The sequence below is a fragment of the Muribaculum gordoncarteri genome, assembly GCF_004803695.1.
Classification (GTDB): Bacteria; Bacteroidota; Bacteroidia; order Bacteroidales; family Muribaculaceae; genus Muribaculum; species Muribaculum gordoncarteri.
Genome location: NZ_CP039393.1, coordinates 1,805,555 through 1,830,833, shown reverse-complemented (window position 1 = coordinate 1,830,833; position 25,279 = coordinate 1,805,555). Strand labels below are relative to the sequence as shown.

17 protein-coding genes, 1 tRNA gene and 3 rRNA genes are annotated in these 25,279 nt (G+C 49.7%); 17 read left to right on the top strand and 4 right to left on the bottom strand.

Going from position 1 to position 25,279, the window contains the following annotated elements; all coding sequences use genetic code 11:
* Positions 1-132 precede the first annotated feature (132 nt).
* On the bottom strand, positions 133-3,768 hold the full coding sequence (gene dnaE, locus E7746_RS08125) for a DNA polymerase III subunit alpha (protein ID WP_136410482.1): 3,636 nt from the start codon (positions 3,766-3,768) through the stop codon (positions 133-135).
* A gap of 458 nt (positions 3,769-4,226) precedes the next feature.
* Between dnaE and E7746_RS08120 the strand changes: the two genes are divergently transcribed.
* The 8 genes from E7746_RS08120 (at position 4,227) to lgt (ending at position 13,584) form a co-directional block, all read left to right on the top strand.
* Positions 4,227-5,764 (top strand): 16S ribosomal RNA (locus tag E7746_RS08120).
* Between the two features lie 121 nt (positions 5,765-5,885).
* A tRNA-Ala gene (locus E7746_RS08115) sits at positions 5,886-5,959 on the top strand.
* A gap of 140 nt (positions 5,960-6,099) precedes the next feature.
* Positions 6,100-8,994 (top strand): 23S ribosomal RNA (locus E7746_RS08110).
* Between the two features lie 175 nt (positions 8,995-9,169).
* Positions 9,170-9,278, top strand: a 5S ribosomal RNA gene (rrf, locus tag E7746_RS08105).
* Together the 16S, 23S and 5S rRNA genes with 1 tRNA gene alongside form the textbook arrangement of a ribosomal RNA operon.
* A gap of 152 nt (positions 9,279-9,430) precedes the next feature.
* On the top strand, positions 9,431-10,435 hold the full coding sequence (gene pta, locus E7746_RS08100; protein WP_123396803.1) for a phosphate acetyltransferase: 1,005 nt from the start codon (positions 9,431-9,433) through the stop codon (positions 10,433-10,435).
* Positions 10,436-10,477: 42 nt separating this feature from the next.
* Positions 10,478-11,689, top strand: coding sequence for an acetate/propionate family kinase (locus E7746_RS08095; RefSeq protein WP_136410481.1), 1,212 nt, complete (start codon positions 10,478-10,480; stop codon positions 11,687-11,689).
* 30 nt (positions 11,690-11,719) lie between these two features.
* Positions 11,720-12,616, top strand: coding sequence for a diaminopimelate dehydrogenase (locus E7746_RS08090; RefSeq protein WP_136410479.1), 897 nt, complete (start codon positions 11,720-11,722; stop codon positions 12,614-12,616).
* Between the two features lie 107 nt (positions 12,617-12,723).
* On the top strand, positions 12,724-13,584 hold the full coding sequence (gene lgt, locus E7746_RS08085) for a prolipoprotein diacylglyceryl transferase (protein ID WP_136410478.1): 861 nt from the start codon (positions 12,724-12,726) through the stop codon (positions 13,582-13,584).
* A 6-nt stretch (positions 13,585-13,590) separates the two neighbouring features.
* On the opposite strand, the gene E7746_RS08080 is transcribed toward lgt, so the two are convergent.
* Together E7746_RS08080 and E7746_RS08075 are read right to left on the bottom strand one after the other, a co-directional pair.
* Positions 13,591-14,055 (bottom strand): hypothetical protein, encoded by a 465-nt coding sequence (locus E7746_RS08080; protein WP_136410477.1) that lies wholly within the window; start codon positions 14,053-14,055, stop codon positions 13,591-13,593.
* Entirely contained in the window at positions 14,052-15,116 is a 1,065-nt protein-coding gene (locus E7746_RS08075; protein WP_123396808.1) for an endonuclease, read from the bottom strand. Before E7746_RS08075 ends, E7746_RS08080 begins: the two co-directional genes overlap by 4 nt.
* A 186-nt stretch (positions 15,117-15,302) precedes the next feature.
* On the opposite strand from E7746_RS08075, the gene galK reads away from it, so the two are divergent.
* Genes galK through E7746_RS08060 form a run of 3 tightly spaced genes read left to right on the top strand, consistent with a single transcriptional unit; the run spans position 15,303 to position 18,417 of the window.
* Positions 15,303-16,433 carry a galactokinase gene (galK, locus tag E7746_RS08070; protein ID WP_136411324.1) on the top strand — a complete coding sequence of 377 codons (1,131 nt, stop codon included), beginning with the start codon at positions 15,303-15,305 and terminating at the stop codon, positions 16,431-16,433.
* Positions 16,434-16,451: 18 nt separating this feature from the next.
* Positions 16,452-17,495: an aldose epimerase family protein gene (locus E7746_RS08065; RefSeq protein ID WP_136410475.1), complete on the top strand. Its 1,044-nt coding sequence runs from the start codon at positions 16,452-16,454 to the stop codon at positions 17,493-17,495.
* A gap of 19 nt (positions 17,496-17,514) precedes the next feature.
* Positions 17,515-18,417, top strand: a complete 903-nt coding sequence (locus E7746_RS08060; RefSeq protein WP_123396810.1) for a sugar phosphate nucleotidyltransferase — start codon at positions 17,515-17,517, stop codon at positions 18,415-18,417.
* 73 nt (positions 18,418-18,490) lie between these two features.
* Here E7746_RS08060 and E7746_RS08055 read toward each other — a convergent pair whose 3' ends face one another.
* Positions 18,491-19,216, bottom strand: coding sequence for a glycerophosphodiester phosphodiesterase family protein (locus E7746_RS08055; protein WP_238337156.1), 726 nt, complete (start codon positions 19,214-19,216; stop codon positions 18,491-18,493).
* A gap of 318 nt (positions 19,217-19,534) precedes the next feature.
* Here E7746_RS08055 and E7746_RS08050 point away from each other — a divergent pair, with 318 nt between their 5' ends.
* From E7746_RS08050 to E7746_RS08025, 6 genes are all read left to right on the top strand, one after another.
* Entirely contained in the window at positions 19,535-20,851 is a 1,317-nt protein-coding gene (locus tag E7746_RS08050; protein ID WP_136410471.1) for a site-specific integrase, read from the top strand.
* 20 nt (positions 20,852-20,871) lie between these two features.
* Positions 20,872-21,138 (top strand): hypothetical protein, encoded by a 267-nt coding sequence (locus E7746_RS08045; RefSeq protein WP_136410469.1) that lies wholly within the window; start codon positions 20,872-20,874, stop codon positions 21,136-21,138.
* A 156-nt stretch (positions 21,139-21,294) separates the two neighbouring features.
* Positions 21,295-21,528: a hypothetical protein gene (locus E7746_RS08040; RefSeq protein WP_136410467.1), complete on the top strand. Its 234-nt coding sequence runs from the start codon at positions 21,295-21,297 to the stop codon at positions 21,526-21,528.
* Between the two features lie 5 nt (positions 21,529-21,533).
* Complete coding sequence (locus tag E7746_RS08035) at positions 21,534-23,621, top strand: hypothetical protein (protein ID WP_136410465.1); 2,088 nt, start codon at positions 21,534-21,536, stop codon at positions 23,619-23,621.
* Positions 23,608-24,063: a hypothetical protein gene (locus E7746_RS08030; protein ID WP_136410463.1), complete on the top strand. Its 456-nt coding sequence runs from the start codon at positions 23,608-23,610 to the stop codon at positions 24,061-24,063. Before E7746_RS08035 ends, E7746_RS08030 begins: the two co-directional genes overlap by 14 nt.
* Before the next feature lie 393 nt (positions 24,064-24,456).
* The gene (locus E7746_RS08025; RefSeq protein ID WP_136410461.1) at positions 24,457-25,278 is read left to right on the top strand and encodes a DUF6339 family protein; all 822 of its coding nucleotides are present in this window, start codon (positions 24,457-24,459) and stop codon (positions 25,276-25,278) included.
* The last annotated feature ends 1 nt before the right edge of the window (position 25,279 follow it).

The window sequence follows — 25,279 nt, the reverse complement described above, 5'->3', positions numbered from 1 at the left end:
ATAGATAACCCCATTCCAGTGCTACATATATAGACCCTTTTGCACATGGCTTCACGCCAATGTACAAAAGGGTTTGCTCGTTTTTGGACTGTAAAAGATGGGATTATGAAAGAAATATGAACTTGCCAAGTATTATCCTCTCATTACTTCATAATCCATTTCCATTTCGTCGAGAGTGTCGAGCAGATTCTTTGTGATGGGAATCTTTACGCCTGAGGCGAGCTTGACCGAGCGGTTGAGCTCGGTGTCGCGCACCCTGAGGAAAAGGTCGCCACGATTGGTGGTCGACGACTTTATCATGTCGTTGATTATTCCGTGGAAATTTTCGGTGACCTTGTCGGCGTTGATGTTGATGGTTATTCCGTTGACAAGCTGACCCTTGGCCTCTTCAAGCAGTTTGATGCCGGTTATCTGGAAGCGCACATCGCTGTTGCGGAACCGTCGACCGTAACGGCCGTGGATGAGCAGGGGCGTTCCTATCACACCGTATTTTCCGTAGTCGATGAAGTCCTGTCCGAAGAGCCTCATTTCGGTCGAGCCTGAGTAGTCCTCGATTTTCAGGATTCCGAAGTTGCCTGAATTGCCCTGACGCACGGTGTACTCGGTGACCATGCCTCCGAGGGTGAGTTCGCGACCTTCGACGGGGCCCTCCTCGATGTAGTCCTTTATGCTCATGCAGCCATACTTCAGCTCGATGTAGTAGGGGTCGAGCGGATGAGCCGAGAGGTACATGCCCACGAGTTCACGCTCGCGCTCAAGCTTTATGCTGTCGACCCAAGGCACGGCGGGCTTCACCGGCGGACGACCGGCGGTGTTGATCGAGTCGTCGAAGTCGCCGAAGAGTGAATTTTCCTGATTGTTCTTGGCGTTCTGATAGCTTTGGGCGTATTTTACGAGCTGCTCGGTGAATGTTTCGTCCTTGGCGTTGGTTTCAAAGAAGTCCTCACGCTTGAGTTCGGTGAAGCAGTCAAATGCTCCGGCAAGGGCGAGGTTTTCGATTATTCGCCTGTTGATAGAGCCTCGGTTGACGCGCTCGACAAAGTCGTAGATTGAGGTGAAGGGGCCGCCTTCGTTACGTGCTGCGATAATGTCGTTGACAACGTTCAGTCCCACACCTTTTATGGCAGCCATTCCGAAGCGTATATCGCCGTCCTTGTTAACACCGAATGCCGAGAAGGATTCGTTGACATCGGGGCCTTTTACGTTTATGTGCATGGCCTTGCACTCGTCCATGAATCCGGTGAGCTTGTTTATGTCGGAGAGGTTTCGGCTCAATACCGCCGCCATGTATTCGGCCGGATAGTTGGCCTTGAGGTAGGCTGTCTGAAATGCCACCCATGAGTAGCATGTGGCGTGACTCTTGTTGAATGCGTAGGATGCGAATTTTTCCCAGTCGGCCCATATCTTTTCAAGAATCTCGGGCTTGTGACCGTTGGCCTGTCCGCCTTCAAGGAACTTGGCCTTCAAGGCGTTCATCTTGTCGATGAGCTTTTTACCCATGGCCTTGCGCAGTGTGTCGCTCTCGCCACGCGTGAAGTTGGCGAGCAGTCGCGACAGCAACATCACCTGCTCCTGGTAGACGGTGACTCCGTAGGTGTCCTTGAGGTATTGCTCCATCACGGGTATGTCGTAGACGATGGGAGACTTGCCGTGCTTGCGGGCGATGAAGTCGGGGATGTAGTCCATGGGGCCCGGTCGATAGAGGGCGTTCATGGCTATGAGGTCCTCGAATACCGACGGCTGCAGCTCGCGCAGGTACTTCTGCATTCCCGCCGACTCAAACTGGAATGTTCCCGTGGTGCGTCCCTCGCAATAGAGCTGATAGGTCTTCGGGTCGTCGATGGGTATTGTGTCGATGTCGACATCGATGCCTCGCGTGAGCTTGATGTTGGAGATGGCCTCCTTGATTATCGACAGGGTTTTCAGTCCGAGGAAGTCCATCTTTATCAGTCCGGTGTCCTCGATCACGCTGCCTTCATATTGGGTTACGAGCAGCTTGGTGCCGTCCTTGTCGGTCGCGGTGCTCACAGGCACCCAATCGGTAATGTCGTCACGGCCGATGATCACGCCGCATGCGTGTACGCCGGTGTTTCTTACGTTGCCTTCAAGCTCCTTGGCGTAACGCAGCGTTTCCACCACGAGCGGATTGTTGCTGCCCAGCTCGGCCTTGAAGTCGTTGACATATTCGTAGCAGTTCTTGAGTGTGGGCTTCAGCTCCTTTCCGTTGACTTCGGGCATGTGCTTGGGGATGAGCTTGGTCAAGCGGTTGCTCTCGGCAAGCGGTAGCTGCTCGATGCGGGCGACATCCTTTATGGCCGACTTGGCCGCCATGGTGCCGTAGGTGATGATTCGGGCCACTTTCTCGGCTCCGTATTTCTCGGTAACGTATTTCAACACGTCGGCTCGTCCGTCGTCATCGAAGTCGATGTCGATATCGGGCAGTGATATACGGTCGGGGTTGAGGAATCGCTCGAAAAGGAGGTCATATTTTATGGGGTCGATCTGCGTTATGTCAAGACAGTAGGCAACAGCCGAGCCTGCTGCCGAACCACGGCCCGGACCTATGGAAACACCGCGTTCGCGTCCGGCGCGAATGAAGTCCTGGACAATAAGGAAGTAACCCGGGAATCCCATGTTCTTTATGGTGTCGAGCTCGAAGTCGAGTCGTTCGCGCTGCTCTTCGTTGGGCTCGCCCCAGCGTCGTTTGGCACCTTCATAGGTGAGATAACGCAGGTATTCGTCGTTGTCGTTGAAGCCTTCGGGTAGGGGGAAGTTGGGCAGAATCGGTTTGTGGTCGATTGTGTAGGTCGTTACTTTGTCAAGGATTTCAAGAGTGTTGGTCAACGCTTCGGGCAGGTCGGCCCACACTTCGTTCATCTCGGCCTGGGTCTTCATCCACTCCTGCTTGGTGTAGCGCATGCGCTTCTCGTCGGTCAGGAATTTGTTGGTGCTCACGCATATAAGTCGGTCATGAGCCTCGGCGTCCTCTTCGTTGACGAAGTGGACATCGTTAGTGGCGATGATTTTTATGTCATATTTGCGTGCTATGCGTATAAGCTCGGGGTTGACCTTCTCCTGAACTTCGTAGGTGACGGTGTTGCCTCCGGGCTTATTGGTCTTGTGACGCTGCAGCTCGATGTAGTAGTCGTCGCCGAATGTGTCCTTGAACCATTTGACCTGTCGCTCGGCCTCTTCGATTTCTCCGGCCTGTATCAGTCGAGGTATTTCGCCGCCAAGGCAGGCCGAGCACACGATGAGTCCCTCGCGGTGGTTGTAGAGAGCTTCCTTGTCGGTTCGCGGATGCGAGTAGAAGCCTTCGGTCCATGCCTGCGACACTATCTTGATGAGGTTGTGATAGCCCGTTTCGTTTTTCGCGAGCACGATGAGGTGACGGCCCGTGTCCTTCTTGTCGACATGCTCATGCAGCGACTTCAGGGCCACATACATTTCGCATCCGAATATGGGCTTGAATATTTTTTCATTCAACTTGGTGATCAGGGCCTCGTTTTGTGCCACTGTTTCGTCGTCGTTTTCCTCGCGTGCTTTGGCTATGGCTTTTTCAGCCTCCTTTATTTCGTCTTTAATTTTTCCGTTTTTCTTTTTTACGTAGTTGAAGAACTCTTTTATGCCAAACATGTTTCCGTGGTCGGTGATGGCGAGTCCTTTCATTCCGTCGGCAATGGCCTTGTCGACGAGCGCAGGTACCGATGCCTGTCCGTCGAGAACCGAGAATTGAGTGTGTACGTGTAGATGTATGAAGGGTTGCATCTGTGATAAGTTTTTTCAAAGGTACGCCAAATTTTCCGATTTTCATCTATCTGTTGATTAATTTTGGCGGGAGTGGTGATTTAGCCGATTCTATATAATAATGAGTGCTGTTTTAGGCGTTTTTTGCGGCGTTATGTTAATGAATGTTAAAGATAAAAATTACATATCGCTATAATATGTTGAATAACATAGTTTTTGAAGCGATTGTTCATCGGGGCATGAAAAAAGTGCAGAAAAAATATTTGCATAGTTCAAAATTATCCTCTAACTTTGCACTCGCTTTTGAGAACGAAAGCAACGAGAACATTGAAAGAGTTAAATAGACAAGAAGTAGTACAAGAGCAGTCAGTCTTTTGAGGACTGACGCCTCAAGTCAATCTACGTGATTCAATAGGTCAGCGGAACCTGAAGCCGACTGTGGTCGCAAGACAACAGAGAAAAATAAAGAAAAGATACAAACAACGAAGAGTTTGATCCTGGCTCAGGATGAACGCTAGCGACAGGCCTAACACATGCAAGTCGAGGGGCATCGGGGCGAGGAGCAATCCTTGCCGCTGGCGACCGGCGCACGGGTGAGTAACGCGTATGCGACCTGCCCGTTGCAGGGGGATAATCGGGAGAAATCCCGTCTAATACCGCGTAATGCCGCGGGGCTGCATGGCCCTGCGGCCAAAGGAAGCGATTCCGGCAACGGATGGGCATGCGTGACATTAGCTAGTTGGCGGGGCAACGGCCCACCAAGGCGACGATGTCTAGGGGTTCTGAGAGGAAGGTCCCCCACACTGGTACTGAGACACGGACCAGACTCCTACGGGAGGCAGCAGTGAGGAATATTGGTCAATGGGCGCGAGCCTGAACCAGCCAAGTCGCGTGAGGGATGACGGCCCTACGGGTTGTAAACCTCTTTTGTCGGGGAGCAAATTCCGCCACGCGTGGCGGAGTCGAGAGTACCCGAAGAAAAAGCATCGGCTAACTCCGTGCCAGCAGCCGCGGTAATACGGAGGATGCGAGCGTTATCCGGATTTATTGGGTTTAAAGGGTGCGTAGGCGGACTGTCAAGTCAGCGGTAAAATACGGGGGCTCAACCTCCGCCCGCCGTTGAAACTGACGGTCTTGAGTGGGCGAGAAGTATGCGGAATGCGTGGTGTAGCGGTGAAATGCATAGATATCACGCAGAACTCCGATTGCGAAGGCAGCATACCGGCGCCCAACTGACGCTGAAGCACGAAAGCGTGGGTATCGAACAGGATTAGATACCCTGGTAGTCCACGCAGTAAACGATGAATACTAGCTGTCCGGGGCGAATGGGCCCTGGGTGGCACAGCGAAAGCGTTAAGTATTCCACCTGGGGAGTACGCCGGCAACGGTGAAACTCAAAGGAATTGACGGGGGCCCGCACAAGCGGAGGAACATGTGGTTTAATTCGATGATACGCGAGGAACCTTACCCGGGCTCAAACGACACAGGAACGGCCCTGAAAGGGGTCGGCTCTACGGAGCCTGTGTCGAGGTGCTGCATGGTTGTCGTCAGCTCGTGCCGTGAGGTGTCGGCTTAAGTGCCATAACGAGCGCAACCCCCATCGACAGTTGCTAACAGGTTAGGCTGAGGACTCTGTCGAGACTGCCGGCGCAAGCTGCGAGGAAGGCGGGGATGACGTCAAATCAGCACGGCCCTTACGTCCGGGGCGACACACGTGTTACAATGGCAGGTACAGCGGGAAGCCACCTGGCGACAGGGAGCGGAACCCGAAAGCCTGTCTCAGTTCGGATTGGAGTCTGCAACCCGACTCCATGAAGCTGGATTCGCTAGTAATCGCGCATCAGCCACGGCGCGGTGAATACGTTCCCGGGCCTTGTACACACCGCCCGTCAAGCCATGGAAGCCGGGGGTGCCTGAAGTGCGCTGCCGCAAGGAGCGCCCTAGGGTAAAACCGGTGACTGGGGCTAAGTCGTAACAAGGTAGCCGTACCGGAAGGTGCGGCTGGAACACCTCCTTTCTGGAGCGTCCGCAGTCAATTGGAGCTGCGAGGTTTCCGACCTTTTTGGTCACGACGATTTGAGGCTCTTGTGCTTCTTGTCCGTTTACACCATAACCTGTATCCCCGTCAGGGGGTCGAGGGGGGATTAGCTCAGCTGGCTAGAGCACCTGCTTTGCAAGCAGGGGGTCAACGGTTCGAATCCGTTATTCTCCACTCAGGAAGAGGACATTGACATGCTGGAAGCGATTCTGAGCAATCAGAATCAAGATACGAGTGAAACAAATGACGAAATCAAAGCATTAGGTATGCATATACGATGCGACAGATTGAGTAGGCGAAAAAAATAAACTCTAAGGAAAGGAGACAAGGGCACATGAAGGATGCCTTGGCTCTCGGAGGCGAAGAAGGACGTGATAAGCTGCGATAAGCCGCGGGGAGGGGCAAATACCCATTGATCCGCGGATCTCCGAATGGGGCAACCCGCCGGAAGCGATTCCGGCACCCGGCTCATGGCCAGGGGCGAACCCGGGGAACTGAAACATCTCAATACCCGGAGGAAGAGAAAATAACAATGATTCCGCAAGTAGTGGCGAGCGAACGCGGAGGAGCCCAAACCCGGGCCGTCGAGGCGGCACCGGGGGTTGTAGGACCGCCCGTCAAGGACGCGCGAACGCTAGGGGGACCGGCTGGAAAGCCGGGCCGTAGAGGGTGACAGCCCCGTACCCGAAAGCGTGAACGCGACAAGGGCGGCACCTGAGTAGCGCGGGACACGAGAAATCCTGCGTGAATCCGCGAGGACCATCTCGCAAGGCTAAACACTACCGAGAGACCGATAGCGAACCAGTACCGTGAGGGAAAGGTGAAAAGAACCTCGAACAGAGGAGTGAAACAGACCCTGAAATCATGTGCCTACAAGCGGTCGGAGCCACGTAATGTGGTGACGGCGTGCCTTTTGCATAATGAACCTACGAGTCACCGTCGCCGGCGAGGCTAAGTGCGAGGACGCACGGAGCCGAAGCGAAAGCGAGTCTTAACAGGGCGCTGAGTCGGCGGAGGTGGACGCGAAACCAAGTGATCTACCCTCGGGCAGGTTGAAGGATGGGTAACACCATCTGGAGGACCGAACCGGTAAGCGTTGAAAAGCTTTCGGATGACCTGAGGGTAGGAGTGAAAGGCCAATCAAACTTGGAGATAGCTCGTACTCCCCGAAATGCATTTAGGTGCAGCCTCGGGACATGTACCGCGGAGGTAGAGCGACTGATAGGATGCGAGGGCTTCACCGCCTATCAAGTCCTGACAAACTCCGAATGCCGCGGCACGAATCCCGGGAGTGAGGGCGCGGGTGCTAAGGTCCGCGTCCGAGAGAGGAACAACTCAGACCACCGGCCAAGGCCCCCAAATGCGGGCTAAGTTGAAGACCATAACGAGGTGGGATTGCCTTGACAGCTAGGATGTTGGCTTGGAAGCAGCCATTCATTTAAAGAGTGCGTAACAGCTCACTAGTCGAGTGATCCCGCGTGGATAATAATCGGGCATAAGCCCGCTGCCGAAGCCGTGGAATGTCGCTTAGAGCGGCATTGGTAGGGGAGCATTCCGTAGGCCCTTGAAGGTGCGTCGCAAGGCGTGCTGGAGGCATCGGAAAAGCAAATGTAGGTATAAGTAACGACAAGGGAGGCGAGAAACCTCCCCGCCGAAAGACCAAGGGTTCCTGAACAACGCTAATCGGTTCAGGCACAGTCGGGACCTAAGGGGCAGCCGAACGGCGGACCCGATGGACAGCCGGTCAACATTCCGGCACCCCGGCGCGGAGCGATGCGGCGACGGAGAAGTGACACACCCGCGCACTGACGGAATAGTGCGTTGAACCGCGTAGCTATAGGCGGCGTAGTAAAGTACGCGCCGCCTGGTGAAACGGGATAGTACCGCGAGCCCCCGGGCAAGCGGATAGCGGTGGTAACCATGCTCCCGAGAAAACCCGCTAAGCAATCCGTGACGGGCCCGTACCGCAAACCGACACAGGTGGTCGGGTAGAACATACTTAGGCGCTCGAGTGAATCATGGTTAAGGAACTAGGCAAATTGACCCCGTAACTTCGGGATAAGGGGTCCCCTCCCCCGGGAGGGGCGCAGAGAATAGGTCCAGGCAACTGTTTAACAAAAACACAGGGCCATGCAAAGTTTAAAGACGAAGAATATGGCCTGACACCTGCCCGGTGCCGGAAGGTTAAGAGGAGACGTCATCGCAAGAGAAGCGTTGAATTGAAGCCCCGGTAAACGGCGGCCGTAACTATAACGGTCCTAAGGTAGCGAAATTCCTTGTCGGGTAAGTTCCGACCTGCACGAATGGTGTAATGATCCGGACACTGTCTCAACCATGAGCTCGGTGAAATTGTAGTATCGGTGAAGATGCCGATTACCCGCAGCGGGACGAAAAGACCCCGTGAACCTTTACTGCAGCTTAGCACTGTGACCGGGTGTGCGATGTGTAGGATAGTCAGGAGGCAGCGAAGCAGGGACGCCAGTCCCTGTGGAGCCGACGTTGAAATACTGACCTTCGCACATTTGGTCTCTAACTCGGCAATCGAGGACACTGCTTGGTGGGTAGTTTGACTGGGGTGGTCGCCTCCAAAAGAGTAACGGAGGCTTCTAAAGGTACCCTCAGGCCGATTGGTAACCGGCCGCAGAGTGTAATGGCACAAGGGTGCTTGACTGGGAGACTCACAAGTCGCACAGGTAGGAAACTAGAGCATAGTGATCCGGTGGTTCCGCATGGAAGGGCCATCGCTCAAAGGATAAAAGGTACTCCGGGGATAACAGGCTGATCCCTCCCAAGAGCTCATATCGACGGAGTGGTTTGGCACCTCGATGTCGGCTCGTCACATCCCGGGGCTGGAGAAGGTCCCAAGGGTTAGGCTGTTCGCCTATTAAAGTGGCACGCGAGCTGGGTTCAGAACGTCGTGAGACAGTTCGGTCTCTATCTGCTGTGGGCGCAGGAAATTTGCGGGGCTCCGACACTAGTACGAGAGGACCGTGTTGGACAGACCTCCGGTTTACCGGTTGTACCGCCAGGTGCACCGCCGGGTATCCGCGTCTGGTCAGGATAAGTGCTGAAAGCATCTAAGCACGAAGCCCTCCCCAAGATAAGATTTCCACACAGGGCCGTCAAAGACGATGACGTAGATAGGTTGCAGGTGCAGGGGCGGCAACGTCCAGAGCCGAGCAATACTAATCGCCCGAACCCTTTCCGGGACGCAAGTCCCCCGTGCTCAATGCAAAGGTTCCGCAGGCCACGCCGCCGCGGGACGGTCGCAGTGCACATTCCGAGGCTTCGATTGAGTCGACCTCGTATCAGCTTCCAGGAAGTCCGCTTCCTCCACCACACCGGTCGCCTTAGAGATGGCGATGACAGGAAAAAGAGAAAAACTAAGGTGGTGACAGCGCGGGGGTTCCACCTCTTCCCATTCCGAACAGAGAAGTTAAACCCCGCCACGCCGATGGTACTGCGAAAGTGGGAGAGTAGGTAACCGCCCCCTTCACAATCAGGCCGGCTGCGATGTGCAGCCGGCCTGATTCTTTTTATACCCTCCCCGAAATTTTTAATAAAAAATATTAACGAGGGGTGGGAGATGTTGTCATAAAATTATAATTTTGCAGATAGAAATTAAATAACTTATTCATAATTATTATGGGACTATTTGACAAGCTAATTACCAAAGCTAAGAAAAACCGTCAACGTATCGTGCTCCCTGAGGGAACAGAACCTCGTACATTAACTGCCGCCGACCGTATAATTTCGGAAGGAATCGCCGATGTTATCCTTATCGGTGATCCTGCTGAGATAACTGACGCTGCACGAGAACTGAGTTTGACCAACATAAGCCGTGCCCGCATCGTGAATCCTGCCGACAGTGCCGTTATTGACAAGTATGCACCCCTTTTCTATGAACTCCGCAAGAGCAAGGGCATAACAATGGATGACGCTCGCAAGATGGCATCGAATCCCTTGTATCTGGGATGTCTTATGATAAAGAAGGGCGATGCCGACGGTCAAGTCGCAGGTGCTCTCAACACAACCGGCAATGTGCTTCGTGCCGCATTCCAGGTTATCAAGACCAAGCCGGGCATCAATGTGGTTTCGGGTGCGTTTATCATGCTCCTTCCTGAAAACTCACCTTTCGGCGAGGACGGTATTCTCGTATTTGCCGACTGTGCAGTGCTTCCCGACCCGACAGCCGAGGAGTTGGCTCAGATAGCCATGTCGGCAGCCGATACGGCGCGTGACATCGCAGGAATCGAGCCGCGCATAGCCATGTTGAGCTTCTCAACCAAGGGAAGTGCCAAGCATGAGCGCGTCGACAAGGTGATTAAGGCCACCAACCTGCTCCACGAGAAGGCTCCCGAACTTGTTGTGGACGGTGAACTTCAGGCCGATGCCGCAATAGTTCCCGGAGTTGCAAAGAGCAAGGCTCCCAACAGTCCGTTGAAGGGACAGGCCGATGTGCTGATATTCCCGTCGCTTGAAACAGGAAACATATCTTACAAGCTCGTCCAGCGTCTTGCCGGTGTTCAAGCTGTAGGCCCGATTCTGCAAGGTCTTGCCGCTCCTGTCAATGACCTTTCACGCGGATGTTTCCCCGAAGATATCTACAAGACAATTGTCATAACCTGTAATCAGGCCATAGGACATTAATGAACAAATTGAAGTAATACACTTTTAATCTGAATCAATAAAATGAATATACTGGTGCTTAACTGCGGAAGCAGTTCGGTAAAATATAAGCTTATCAATGTCGACGACAAGAAAACTCTCGCCGAGGGCGGTGTTGAGAAAATCGGCATTCCCGGATCATTCCTGAAGTTCCGTCTTCCCGACGGCAGCAAGAAGGTGATAGAGGAGGTTATTCCCGACCATCGCAAGGCCATAATGGATATCCTCAATATCTTGACCGATCCCACCTACGGATGTATCAGCAGCTTCAAGGAGATTGACGCAGTGGGTCACCGCGTGGTTCACGGAGGCGAGAAGTTCAACAAGAGCGTGCTCATCAATGACGAGGTTATCGAGAAAATCAAGGAGTGCTACGATGTGGCACCTCTCCACAATCCGGTAAACATGGCGGGTATAGATGCCATCACCGAGCTTATGCCCGGTGTGCCTCAGGTTGCTGTGTTTGACACTGCTTTCCATCAGACGATGCCTGCTGAAGCCTATATGTATGCATTGCCCTACGAGATTTACACCAAGTACAGTGTGCGTCGTTTCGGATTCCACGGTACAAGCCATCGTTATGTAGCCCGTCGCGTGTGTGACTTCCTTGGCGTTCCCTACGAGAATCAGCGCATAATAACCTGTCACATCGGTAACGGCGGCTCGATAACCGCTGTAAAGGACGGCAAGAGCATCGACACATCGATGGGTCTTACCCCCGTGGAGGGACTCATGATGGGAACACGTGTAGGTGATGTAGACCCCGGAGCCCTTACATTCATAATGGATAAGGAGCATCTCGACACCAAGCAGCTCAGCAATCTCATCAACAAGAAGAGCGGAGTGCTCGGCATCTCGGGCATATCATCGGATATGCGTGACATCGATGCCGCCATCGCTGAAGGCAACGAGCGTGCCAAGCTTGCCCTTGACATGTATATCTACCGCATCATCAAGTACATCGGCGCTTATACCGCAGTGCTCAACGGCGTGGACATAATCGTGTTTACCGGTGGAGTGGGCGAGAACCAGCAGCCTTTGCGCAAGGCCGTGTGTGAACATTTGAGCTATCTCGGCGTTAAGATTGATGACGCCGTAAATGCATCGTCACGCGGTGAAGAGAAGGTTATTTCGGCTGCCGACTCCAAGGTCAAGGTGGTTGTGATACCTACCGATGAAGAGCTGATGATAGCACGTGACACCGAGGCTATCGTAAACGGCCGTCAGCCCGAGTGATTTTAAATAATTACACATTATAAATATAGAATGAAGAAAATAAGAGCCGCCATAGTGGGATATGGCAATATCGGACGATATGTCCTTGAGGCATTGCAACAGGCACCCGACTTTGAGGTTGCAGGAGTTGTAAGACGAAATCCCTCGAATGTACCTGCCGAGCTGGCCGGCTACAAAGTAGTGGCCGATGTGATGGAGCTTGAGGATGTCGATGTGGCTATCCTCTGTACCCCGACACGTGAGGTGGAGAAACATGCCAGGGTGTTGCTGGCCGAAGGAGTGAATACAGTCGACAGTTTCGACATACACGGTTCGATAGCCGACCTGCGTGCCACGCTCGATCCTATTGCCAAGGCTCACGGTTCAGTGGCCATCATCTCGGCAGGATGGGATCCGGGAAGCGACTCTATCGTGCGTGCATTGATGCAGGCTGCCGCTCCCAAGGGAGTTACCTACACCAATTTCGGCCCCGGTATGAGCATGGGACACACCGTTGCCGTAAAATCGAAGCCCGGTGTTAAGAATGCGCTTTCGATGACTATTCCGTTGGGAACCGGCATCCACCGCCGAATGGTGTATGTCGAAGTCGAGGACGGATATACCATCGACCAGATTGCCAAGTCGGTCAAGGAAGATCCCTACTTTGCGAGCGATGAAACCCACGTGTTCCAAGTGCCTTCGGTTGATGAAATCAAGGATATGGGACATGGTGTCAACATGGTGCGCAAGGGAGTTTCGGGCGTTACCCAGAATCAGCGTTTCGAGTTTAACATGTCAATCAATAATCCGGCTCTTACGGCTCAGATTCTCGTAGGCGTTGCACGCGCCACGATGATTGAGCGCCCCGGAGCATACACCATGATCGAGATTCCGGTCATCGACATGCTCTACGGCGACCGCGAGGAGCTTATACGCCATCTCGTATAAGAGCGCGTTGATTGATTACGACATTATAAAAGGTTGCGATAAACTTAGTTTATTGCAACCTTTTTCTTAATTTTGCAGATACAAAATTAAAATAATCTCCATAAAATATGCTTGACTATATTACCTGGGCGGCCAATCCCGAGATATTCAGCGGTTTCGTTACCATACGCTGGTACGGGCTGATGTTTGCGATAGGCTTCCTGATAGGCTATGAGCTCGTTGCCAAAATGTTTAAGCACGAGGGAGCCCCCGAGCGTTGGCTTGGAATATTGCTCATCTATGTCGTGGTGGCCACGATAGTGGGTGCGCGACTTGGACATGTGTTTTTCTATGAGTGGGATGTCTACCGCGCCGACCCCATAAGGATTCTTTACATCTGGGAGGGCGGCCTGGCAAGTCACGGCGGCACGATAGCCATAATAATAGCTGTAATACTGTTTTCGATATTTGTCACAAAGCGCAGTCCGTTGTGGACATTCGACCGACTTGTCATAGCCATTGCCCTTGTGGGCGGATTGATAAGAATAGGCAATCTGTTCAACTCCGAGATATTCGGAACCGCGACGACACTGCCGTGGGGCTTCATGTTTGTGAGGTCGCGTGAATGGCATGAGCTGTATGAAGGGCAGGCGGTGCATCCGACCCAGCTATATGAGGCATTATGTTATTTCGCGTTGTTTGCGCTGTTGATGTGGATGTACTGGAAGAAGAATGCTGAGGAGCGTCCCGGATTGATACTCGGCGTGTTTTTCATCGGTATATTCCTTCCGCGTTTCCTGATTGAGTTCATTAAGAACGACCAGGTGGCACGTGAGGCTACGATGACGCTCAACATCGGTCAGCAGCTGAGCATTCCGTTCATCCTGCTTGGCATCGGTCTTGTGATATATGCCATGATGCGGCCGAAGGTTCACATCGACTTCCCCAATGAGTTTGCCGATGAGAAGCCGGTGAAAAGCCGTCGTTGAATCGAGTCATCGGTCAATAACCAAAACGATATGATTTTTAGGCGCGTGGATGTATATCCATGCGCTTTTTTCGTTTATATGCTCTATCGAGGCGTCGATTATTTTGATTTCGGATCCGTTGATTTTCAATGACGGTGCTTTTAGCGGCCCTTCGTTCCACCGGCTCTCCGATGAAAAGCTGATGGAGTGTCCGGTGGCAAGCTCTACGATTTCTACCGTTACGTTGCCCGATGTGCTGCGGCTGAAGATGATGCCTCCGTCGTCGTAGCGTAATGACAGGTCGTTGGAGGTAAACCGCAATGCGTCATTGCTCAACTCGGGGGTGAAGTCAAACTTTTCGGGATCGTCGGGACGCAGGCCCGGCTCCTCAATCCAATCGGGGTCTATGGGGCCTTCACGATGATTGCGGCTGCATGCGGCTATTGTCAGCGACAATACCATCAGGAGAGTTGCTGTGACTATCGGTTTCATTTCGTGATGTTGATTATGAGTCGGCCCTTCATGTCGCCGGCTGTGTACCTTAATTCGTGACGCCCTGCGGCGATGTCGTCTATCGGCAGGCTCTTCTCGGCGACGGGCTGAAGGTCGATTGTCCACTCGGCATCGTCGGGGACATAGGGCGAATAGAGGTCGACGGCACCATCAGCCGCTGTGTAGTTGCCCTTCAGGGGAGTGCGCTTGCGGTCAGGGTCGTCGGGGTCGACAGGAGCCTCATGCGTGCCGTATATCTCACCGGCTTTACGGCCCCAGATGTAGTCGATTAGTTCAGGATGGTCGACAAAGGGATTGCGATTGCCTTGAATAGCCTCGATGCGGTCGTTACGTTGCAGTTCGAGAGGAGAAACAGGGTCGTCGTAATGCCACTTGAGGTAAAGCGTTACGGTGTGGTCGCGCATTGTGGGATATTCGTTGCCCAGCAGCATAACATCGCCCCATCCTTGCCATATCGACGGAGGATACACGCTGACCATATACATTAATGCGCGGGCGAAGTCGCCCTTGTATTCGGCCGGCGGTTCGATGCACTGAATCTTTTCGCTGCCGTAGAGCGGCGATGTACCGTATCTCCAGAATCCGTTGTCCGATTCAACGTTAGTGACATCGGCGAGAGGAAGCGATTTGCGCTTCTGCATAAGCTCCTGGTCACACACCACGATGTTGTAAAGATCCATTGCGGCCGATGTCATCATGTCGGATGACTTCCACCATTCAGGCGGTACTATCCTGTCGAATCCTAAGTTGAGCGGGACGCCTTGGGAGTCAAATGCCGGAGTCACCGTTGTCGTCGCGTAACGGTTGAGCACGCTTCCGTCGTCATTGTCGGAGGCGTCCACTTTGAGAAGAGATTGCCACAGGTTAATGTCGTTGTGTGATTCCGTCACGTAGTTGTGGGGACGGTAGTGACTTTTCACGGTGCTTTTAATTGCGGCGTCTTTGCGACCGACGGCGTAATCATCTATCGCATCGCCGTAAATCATGACACTCCCTGCAGTGATTGCGGCAACGGCAATGCCGCAAAATCTGGTATTCATGGCTTATGGTATTATGTGACATTCGCTAATCGATTCGATAATGGCAAATATAGTTAAATTATTTGATTACATTATAATATAATGAGAAAAACTACTTTAAGATTATGATTTTAGAAATAAATTGTTAATTTTGCAGTTAGTAAATCCAATTACCAAAACAATTAACTTTAAACTACCATTATGGACATGACTGAAAAAATCAAGCAGCAATTTAGCGAACGCTTTGGAGCTGCCGGTACTCTCTATGCGTCGGCCGGACGCATCAATCTTATTGGAGAACACACTGATTACAACGGAGGTTTTGTATTCCCCGGAGCAATCGATAAAGTTATCATGGCTGAAATCAAGCCCAACGGAACCGATAAGGTGCGTGTATTCTCAATCGATATCGATGACTATGCCGAATTTGGCTTGAATGAAGAAGATGCTCCTTCACAGCAGTGGGCAAGATACATCTTCGGTGTGTGCCGCGAGGTTATCAAGCGCGGAGGCGTTGTAAAGGGCTTCGATGCCGTGTTTGCAGGTAATGTGCCTCTGGGAGCCGGCCTTTCATCATCGGCCGCTCTTGAGAGCTGCTTCGCATTTGCCATGAATGACATGTTCAATGACAATAAGATAGACAAGTTTGAACTTGCAAAGATAGGCCAGTCGACCGAGCACAATTATTGCGGTGTAAACTGCGGTATCATGGACCAGTTTGCTTCAGTGTTCGGAAAGAAGGATCACCTCATGCGTCTTGACTGCCGCTCGCTTGAATACGAGTACTTCCCCTTCAAACTCGATGGCTATAAGCTGGTTCTTGTAGACTCCAAGGTTAAGCATGAACTCGTTGACTCTCCCTATAACAAGCGCCGTGCTTCATGCGAGCATGTAGCAAAGACTCTCGGCATAGAAACATTGCGTGACGCCGAGATTGCCGACCTTGACCGAATCAAGGATCAAATCTCAGAAGAGGATTACAAGCGCGCCAAGTATGTGATCGAGGAGAAGCAGCGTGTGCTCGATGTGTGTGACGCTCTTCAGCGCGGCGATTATGACACTGTAGGCGACCGCATGTACAAGACCCATGAAGGAATGTCGAAACTCTATGAGGTAAGTTGTGAGGAGCTTGACTACCTTAACGACATAGCTAAGGAGTGCGGCGTTACCGGTTCACGTATAATGGGCGGCGGATTTGGCGGCTGCACAATCAACCTTGTAAAGGATGAGTTGTATGACCATTTCATCGCTACCGCCAAGGAGAAGTTTAACGCCAAGTACGGTCATGAACCTCAGGTTTATGAAGTAATCGTTTCCGACGGAGCCCGTAGATGCTAATAATCATAAATTTACAATATGAAAATTGAATCAAAAAGTGTTGTGTCGCCCAAGGGTGACATAACACTTTATACTTTAACAAATGCTTCAGGCGCATCGGTAACCGTGTCGAGCCTTGGAGCCGGTATAGTAAGCGTAGTCGTTCCCGATAAGGACGGCAACATGGTCGATGTGGCTCTCGGATATGCCAATCCCGCCGACTACATAGGCGACGGCCCTTGTGCAGGAAAGACCCCCGGACGATATGCCAACCGTATCGCCAAGGGTAAGTTCTCCATCAACGGCACCGAGTATCAGCTTGCCATAAACAACGGGCCTAACGCTCTTCACGGCGGTCCCGAGGGTTTCATGAACCAGAACTGGAAATCGGAAGCCTGCGGCAGCCACGTAAAGTTCACCTATGTCGCAGCCGACGGTGAAGAGGGATATCCCGGCAAGCTCACCGCTACCGTGATATATTCATGGAACGACAATAATGAGCTTACTATTGAGCTTAAGGCCGAGAGCGACAAGAAGACTATTGTCAATCTCACCAATCACGCCTACTTCAATCTTGACGGCGAAAACAGCGGAAGCGTGCTCGATCACGAGCTTCAACTGATGGCTTCACGCTATCTGCCTACCGACGATACACTCATCCCCACCGGAGAGATTGCCGAGGTAAAGGGAACGCCTATGGATTTCACCGCTCCCAAGAAACTTGGCCGTGACATAAAGGCCGATTTCCCCGCACTCGTCTACGGAAAGGGATATGACAACTGCTGGGTTGTCGACAACTGGCACAAGCACAACTTGTCGAAGATAGCTGTGCTTGAGTCGGCCAAGAGCGGTCGTGTGCTTGAGGTGGAAACCACCCAGCCGGCAGTACAGGTCTACACCGGCAACTGGTTGGCAGGCTGTCCTGAAAGCAAGAGCGGTCGCGGTTACGAGGACTACGACGGCGTTGCCATCGAGTGTCAGGGAATGCCCGACGCTCCCAATCATCGTAATTTCCCCTCGCAGCTTCTTGGCGTGGGTGAAGTGTACGATCAAACTATAGTCTACCGATTCAAAACTAAATAAACCAAACATCATCTAAGTAATGAAACCAACATTGTTTGTGCTTGCTGCCGGCATGGGCAGCCGTTATGGAGGTTTGAAGCAGCTCGATTCGCTCGGCCCCAATGGAGAAACCATCATGGATTACTCGATTTATGATGCCATAAAATCGGGTTTCGGAAAGGTGGTATTCGTAATCCGCAAGGATTTTGAACAGGATTTCCGCGATAAGATTTTGTCAAAATATGAAGGACATGTGCCTGTAGAAGTTGTGTTCCAGTCAACCGACGCTCTTCCCGAAGGCTTCACTTGTCCTGCCGACCGCACCAAGCCCTGGGGTACCAATCATGCCGTACTCATGGGTAAGGATGTAATCAAGGAGCCCTTTGCCGTAATCAATGCCGACGACTTCTACGGCCGTGATGCATTTGAGGTGATTGCAAAGGAACTTTCGCGTCCTCGTGACCGCAAGGGCGATTACTGCATGGTGGGATTCCGTGTAGGCAACACCATGACCGAGAACGGTTCAGTGGCTCGCGGCGTGTGCGAGAACAAGGACGGATTGCTTACCTCGGTTGTTGAGCGTACAGCTATCAGCTATGACGACAATCACGACATCGTGTTTACCGACGAGAACGGCGAAGTTCAGAAGCTCGCTCCTTCTACTCCGGTTTCGATGAACCTCTGGGGCTTCACTCCCGACTATTTCGATTACAGCGAGCGTGAGTTTGTCAACTTCCTCAAGAAGGACATCAACACTCCCAAGGCCGAGTTCTTCATTCCCCTTGTAATCGACACTCTCATCAATTCGGGCGAAGCTACCGTTAAGGTGCTTGACACTGAGTCAAAGTGGTTTGGCGTTACTTATGCCGCCGACCGCCCCGGTGTTGTTGCCAAGTTTGCCGAACTTCACAAGGACGGCACTTATCCTGAAAAGTTGTTCTGATAATAACTGCGCAGGTTATATATAATGGATCAGGGCTGTCCCGTCGGGGGCAGCCCTGATTGTTTCTTAGACCTTAAAGCATCGATTGCAGCAGTTCCGGGTCGTTGGTCGTTATGAAGTCAAGCTTGTGGTCGATGCACCATTGCAGGTCGTCGGCTTCATTCACCGTCCAGGCGTTGACTTTCAGTCCCAACTCGTGACATCGGTCAATCCATTCGGGATTGGACTTCAGTACATCCAGTTCATAGTCCATTCCTGCAGCTCCCGCCTCTTTAAGCTCTTCAGGCGTCATCTCGCCGTTGAGGTAGTAGACCGGGGTTCCTGCCGGAGCGCGTTCGATCAGCTCCAGCATCCCCTCCTTGGAGAATGTTATGTAGTCTATTCGGTCGGCAAGTCCCTTGCTTTGCACCATATCGAGCAGCTTGGTTATGGCCTGCGACTCCTGAGCGCGTTCGGTGTGCGGTTTAAGTTCAAATATGAGTCTTACGCCAAGATTCTTTCCTGTTTCAAGATACCGGTCAAGAGTGGGTACGTTCTCTCCGTTTTCGAGCTTCTGGCTCAATACATCATCGGCGTTGGAATTTTCGATGACAAATCCATTGACAGCTTCATCATGGTACACCACCAATTGGCCGTCGGCGGTCATCCAGACATCAAATTCCGAGCCGAAGCAGCCGATTGAATCGGCCTTGACGATTGACCTTATAGAGTTCTGGGCCGAACCGTCGGTTTCCCAATAGCCTCTATGCGCTATGACATGCGGAGTCTTTTCGGAGCATCCTGTTGTTGATAGTGACATTGCGATTGCGATGATTAATGATGTTATTATACGCATGGTGAAGAGGTTTTGTTCAGTTATTACCGATAAAATAAAAAGAGGTGAAATTGATTTATTCCACCTCTTTGAGCCGCGAGTGGGTTCTTAACCGTATTTCTATAGGAATATATCGGAATGCAATGGAAGTTAAAATAGCTGTGTATTAAATGAATACAATTTTGAGCCATTTTCTTCAATTCTTAAAAATTCCCTCTTTTTGTTGTTTTTGGCTACCCTTTGGCTACCCGAATCAGAAATTTTTACTACCTTTGTAGCCATAAGAATCAAAGGACAACAAACATGGCAATAAAGAAGAATTATAGAGCCGATAATACATATCTAATCAGCACGGATACAACGGATAACCCCAAACTTGGGGCTAAGGTTTTGAATGACGGTCGTGAAAGCCTGTTCTTGGACTTCTATTTTGGCTATTCCAAGGTGTTCAATGAGAAAACTGGTAAAGAAACTATAAAAAAGAACCGGCGCCGTGAATACCTGAGCCTCTATCTTTGGCAGGCTCCGAGAACACAACTTGAACGCCAGCAAAACAAAGAGCTTCTTGAAATAGCCAAGAAAATCCGTTTTGAGCGCGAACAAGAACTGAAAGAGGATAAACTTGGCTACCGATTGAAGAAGGAGGAAGTCGAGATAAACTACCTCGACTTCATGGCCGAATATCATGCCTCATATACAAAGAAGGACGCTAATCAGATCCGTCGTGCACGCACTGTGTTCATCGACTTTCTGATTGATCCGAAAGGGAAGCTGCTACCGGGGAAGATTACGGGCTCGATGGCGAAAGAGGAAAAGGAGGCCATCCGCCAAAGCAATGCAAAGAAAGAAGCGCAGAGGGAGAGGAAAGCGCAGGGGCTCGTTGTGCGCCCACAGCATCTCACCAAAGATTTGATGAAGGCGTTCACCGAGTATCTCATTAACCGCTTCACCGGCGAGGGTGCTCACACTGTTTATGGGCGCTTCAAGAAAATGATACTTGCCGCTCTCGACAAAGATATAATTGCAAAGAATCCGTGCCGAGGTGTCTCTATCAAGAAAGACTACGGACAGCTCAAAAAGGAAATTCTCAGTCAGGAAGAAATCGTTCTGCTCGCCAATACGCATTACGAAAAGGAGAATCCCGACATTCACCGTGCCTTTATCTTCTGCCTCTACTGCGGACTTCGCTGGTGCGATGTTAAAGATCTCACCTATGCTAATGTCGATTATTCAAACAAACTGCTGAAGTTCGAGCAAAGCAAGACCAAGGCCCATAGCGCAGCCAGTGGTGTAGTCATTCCCCTCAATGACGGACTTCTGCACCTTATCGGTCAACCCAAGGATGGCAACCGCAATCAAATCATCTTCCCATTACCGTCGCATACCATGTGCCTGAAAGCCTTGCGCCACTGGGTCGCCCGTGCCGGTATCGAAAAGCACATCACCTGGCATTGTGCCCGTCACAGTTGCGGGACGAACCTGTTGAGCAACGGAGCCAACATCAAGACCGTAGCCAGCATCCTCGGACACAGCGGTCTCTCCCACACCGAGAAATATACCCGCGCCGTCGATTCCCTCAAACAAGCCGCCATCGACTCAATGCCACCGTTAAATCTATAACACCTTAAATACCAATTTATATGTCAGTTAAAATTTACGTCCTCACAGATCCAATTCTTATCGACTTCGCTCAGGACGGCGACATCGAAGGTTTCAAAGAATACCTCGACTCCGATGACACTATCTACTTAAATGAACCAGAATGTTTCGACACCGAAGCCGAATCTCTTGCCTATTGCGCCGGTATCGGCTACGGCTCTCCCGAGCGTGGCCCGGTTGAGCGCTATCCTCTCCGTTCTTCCGCACCCGAAGATGTCCCATTTATCAAAGCTATTGAAAATTATTGAACATATCTAATTGAATGTCGAACAGTCTGAAATAAGGTGCATTAATCAGTCCTATCAATAAATCCTATCGACAATATATAAAAAATATTGGCAAATATTTTGCAGAATAAATTATATTTTATAGTTTTGCGAAAAATATTAAAATAATTGCCAATAATGGAAAAATCAGAAAAACGACAGCGCTTTGAGAAAGTAGCCACAGGACGCGTGCAGAAGATTGTTAACACATTGTCTCTCCTTGCTAATTGTGCCAATCGTAGCAACTACGAGTACAATGAACAGGATGTAGAATTTATGTACAATGAAATTAGCAAGGCGCTTAAGGAATCTCGTGGCGCCTATACAAAAGAGTTGGGTAAGGCTTGTAAGTCCACTTTCGCTTTTAAGTAACGAGCATGGAGAAGAATTTTAAATGGACTTTTGCTCCTAAAGGCCCTTTAGATATGGGGCAAGGTAGCGAAGATGCATCCTTCCCTCAATTTGAGAAGTATGCTCTTCGTAATCTAATACGTGAATATACTCAAAACTCACTGGATGCGCATGACAACACATCACCAAATCCTGTTAGGATTATGGTATCAGTTTCAAGCTTGTCCATTGATGAGTTCCCGAATCTCACTCGGGAATTGCTTCCCCATCTAAAAGCAGCTTCAGATAGTTGCAAAAGAGACAATTTTAGTAGGGATCCATATCCCCCAAAAATTGAAGCCCTAACTAAATGGGTGGCTGATGGAGAAATCCCAGTGCTGATTTTTTCCGATTATTACACAGTAGGAATGCCGTACAAAGATGAAAATGAAACCGGTGAGAACAGTGCTTTTAATGCTTGCGTCCGTCAGTGTTGTGCAAGTTATAAGCCTGAAAATTCTGCTGGTGGCAGTCATGGACTTGGAAAAACAGTTGGCTTTGTTAATTCGAACATTAATGCAGTCATTTATAGTACCTTCACAACAGAAAATGAAACTTTCTGTGAAGGCGTCATAAAATTATGTGATCATCGCGTAGATGGCCAAAGTTTCAAAGCTCATGGTTTTTACGACTCTGAAGGTGGATTACATCCAGGTTCAGGTGAAGCCATACCGGAAGTGTTTCAACGCAGCGTTCCTGGAACAGATGCCTATGTGTTAGGTATTGATCTAACCGAGGAAGAAAAGGTTGAAATGAAAAGGAATTTCCTTAGAGGCTTCTTTATGGCAATATTACAAGAGAAAATTACCGCTAATCTCTTTGGAGAAGAATTCAACCACAACAATATTATAGAGAAGACTGAACATTATTTCAATTCTACAGAGGATATATTTGATTCCATTAAAAATAAAATTCGCGATGCCGGAATCTTTTTCAGTCCAAGACCATATTTGATTGAAGCTGTCTCAAAAGCTAAAGAAGATGACGAGCACTTGGTTTACACGACAAACGAAGTTACACCAGAAAAATGGAGTAACTTCAGTGCCACGCTCTATCTTTGGAAAAACGACGATCTGAAAGCAAAATATCGCGATACAATAATTTATATGCGAGATAAACTCATGACAATAGAAGTTCGTCGCGGCAAAGAACGGCAAGGTTATCGTGGAGTTGTGGTAGTAAACGAGGGTAGTTCTGAGTTGCGCAAAATAGAAAATGTCACTCATGACAAATGGGTCAACGCCGAACTCCGACGTTTGTCAACATCAGAAAAAAACGCGATAACTTTAGTTCAAAAGCAACTCGAAGAATTTGTAACAACGTGTATTAATCTAACGTTTCCGGATAATGGAAGTGAGGAGCGATCGCTTCAATCTCTCTCATCTATTGAAGTAAATCTGGTTGGAAATTCATTACATAAAAGTACTGAAGATGAAGCTGTATGGCCAACATCTAATGAATTAGACGAAATAAAGGCTACACATAAAAAATCCAAAGGTAGTCTCGTTATTTTAGAGACTGGCAAAAGTAAGAAAAAGAGACGGAAGGGACAAGCAGGTAACACTACTCGTGGAGGCAATTCCACACCTGAAAAAACAGAAGTCCCTTCAATGCCCCCGGCACCGCCGGGGGCGATACCGCCGAGGCCAACACCGCCGCCAAGTGATAAACTTCCTAATGGGTCCATCAAGAAAGATGAATTTGAAACAGAAAATGGCAATCATGAGAACCAAGTTAGCGATGAGCCAATAACTCACCTTAGAGAGCTCAGATTGTTGCCAAGGGCATTTAAGTTAATACCCTTGTCGGACTCTGAATACACATGTAAACTCATTATACGCTCTCCTAAAGATTGCGTAGGATGTTCTGTAGCATTGTATATATCAGCTCTTGGTGGAAAATCACTCCCTCTTGAACTTGAAAAGGTCGGAGATGGTCTATCTATCGTTGGAAATAACAAGAATGAGATTCGTGGGTTTGATTTGCAGAAAGATAGTGCGAACATAATATATTTTACCCCCGTGAATAAGTCCATTAACTATTCATTAGTTCCAAAGGCATATGAAACTCGATAAAAACGCCATATATCCTCATCCCATTTGGGGATGGACTGAGGATTTCATTGGAGAAGAGCCAAAGGTTAATCTTGAGATTACAATAAATGATCTTGACCAAGAAATTGTGATCCGGTTGTCTATGGAAAATTCTAATGAGGATATAGAGAAACTAATAGAATCTGGTTGTGCCAAATACCAGATAGTTGTTGAGTGCAGTAAGACTTTCTTCAGTTGCAAAGCACAGTCCGACTCACTTCCGTTGGAATTAAGATTTCCAGCATCATCTGTGTACAATACATTTATATGTGCGGCTTCTATTGTTGCCGTAAAGAAAATTAACGGGTTCCCATTTCAAAATGTAAGTGATGACTATGAGGGAATCGTTGATTTTGAAAAGGGCGCAACCGTTGCTTTTTTAGAGGAAAAACGTGTATCTCTTCGTGCAGTAAAAACTCCATAAATCTTAACAACTTCATCTCTTATGTTCGTAAAGAAGGCATTGACAATTTTGAATACAAATTTGATGGCGATAAAATTCAAATAGGTTGTCCTTCGAATATTTATCGAGCCTTCGAGAATTTTGACGGTGAACATCCATCGTTATCAAATGGCCTTATCGTAAGAGATGCATTCTTGCAAGGAGTTTTAAATATAAAAAAGGCCATTTATGCCGAAAAAGATTGGTGCATATTCTTAAAGGAATTTATCCAGTCTCTTACTGATACAAATATCGATTTAGATAATGACATAACGCCTACCTACGACGAAGCCTGTGACGTAGCAGACAAACTGCTCAGTAACCCTCGAGAGAACGCTATAAAAGAATTTTCTGCACAATTAAATCAGGAAGAATATGAGTAACCAACGTATCTTCACAAAAGACTTCGTCGATATCCTTTCAAATTCGATAGACGAAAACATGGACCGCTATAAGGACCCTAATTTCGATTGGATGGAATATGCTCAGGATAAGAATGGATTACATACAGTTCCAATCGAAGTTCCTGATGATTTATGCGACCGTATGTTAGCTACCGTTCCTCCTTCTGATGCACGTAATAAAGCCATTTATGATTTTGAAGCTGCCAAAATCTTATTTGAGGCGTTTCCTGAACTGAGCCCTTTACAAGTCGCTCAACGCGAGATTTGGGTGTTTTTATCCCATTGCGTTTTAATGCCTTACGTGCGCAAACGCTGGGAGAAAATTGACGAAGAAGAGGATGTAAGTCCTAATTATATTAATGAGCACTGGCTCTATGGTCAAGGAGTAGTGCGAAATTGGCTTCATGGCCTTTACTGGTCTGTGTATGCGACAGTGGTAAGAGGCGACAGCGAAGAGCAAAATTTTGATTATACCTTAACCCAACGTCTGTTCACACATCAGAATATACGTTCTAGAGGAGTTGCTGCCGCACCTTTTCTAATGAGTAACCGAGCACCGCTTCAAGGCCTTATGAATTTTGTTTCAGCACATGAATCTGATATATTTAACAAATATGTAGAATACAGAATGGATGCGTGTGTCCAACTACTTAATAATGCCGGAGGCGTTGTTGATTTGACAGTATGGGATCAAAATGACTTCTTTAACTACCTGGAACAGTGTAAAGATGTAATCGTTGCGATTGAAGATCGCAAGAAACAAAGAAAGGCATTAAGAGAACAGCAGGATTAAC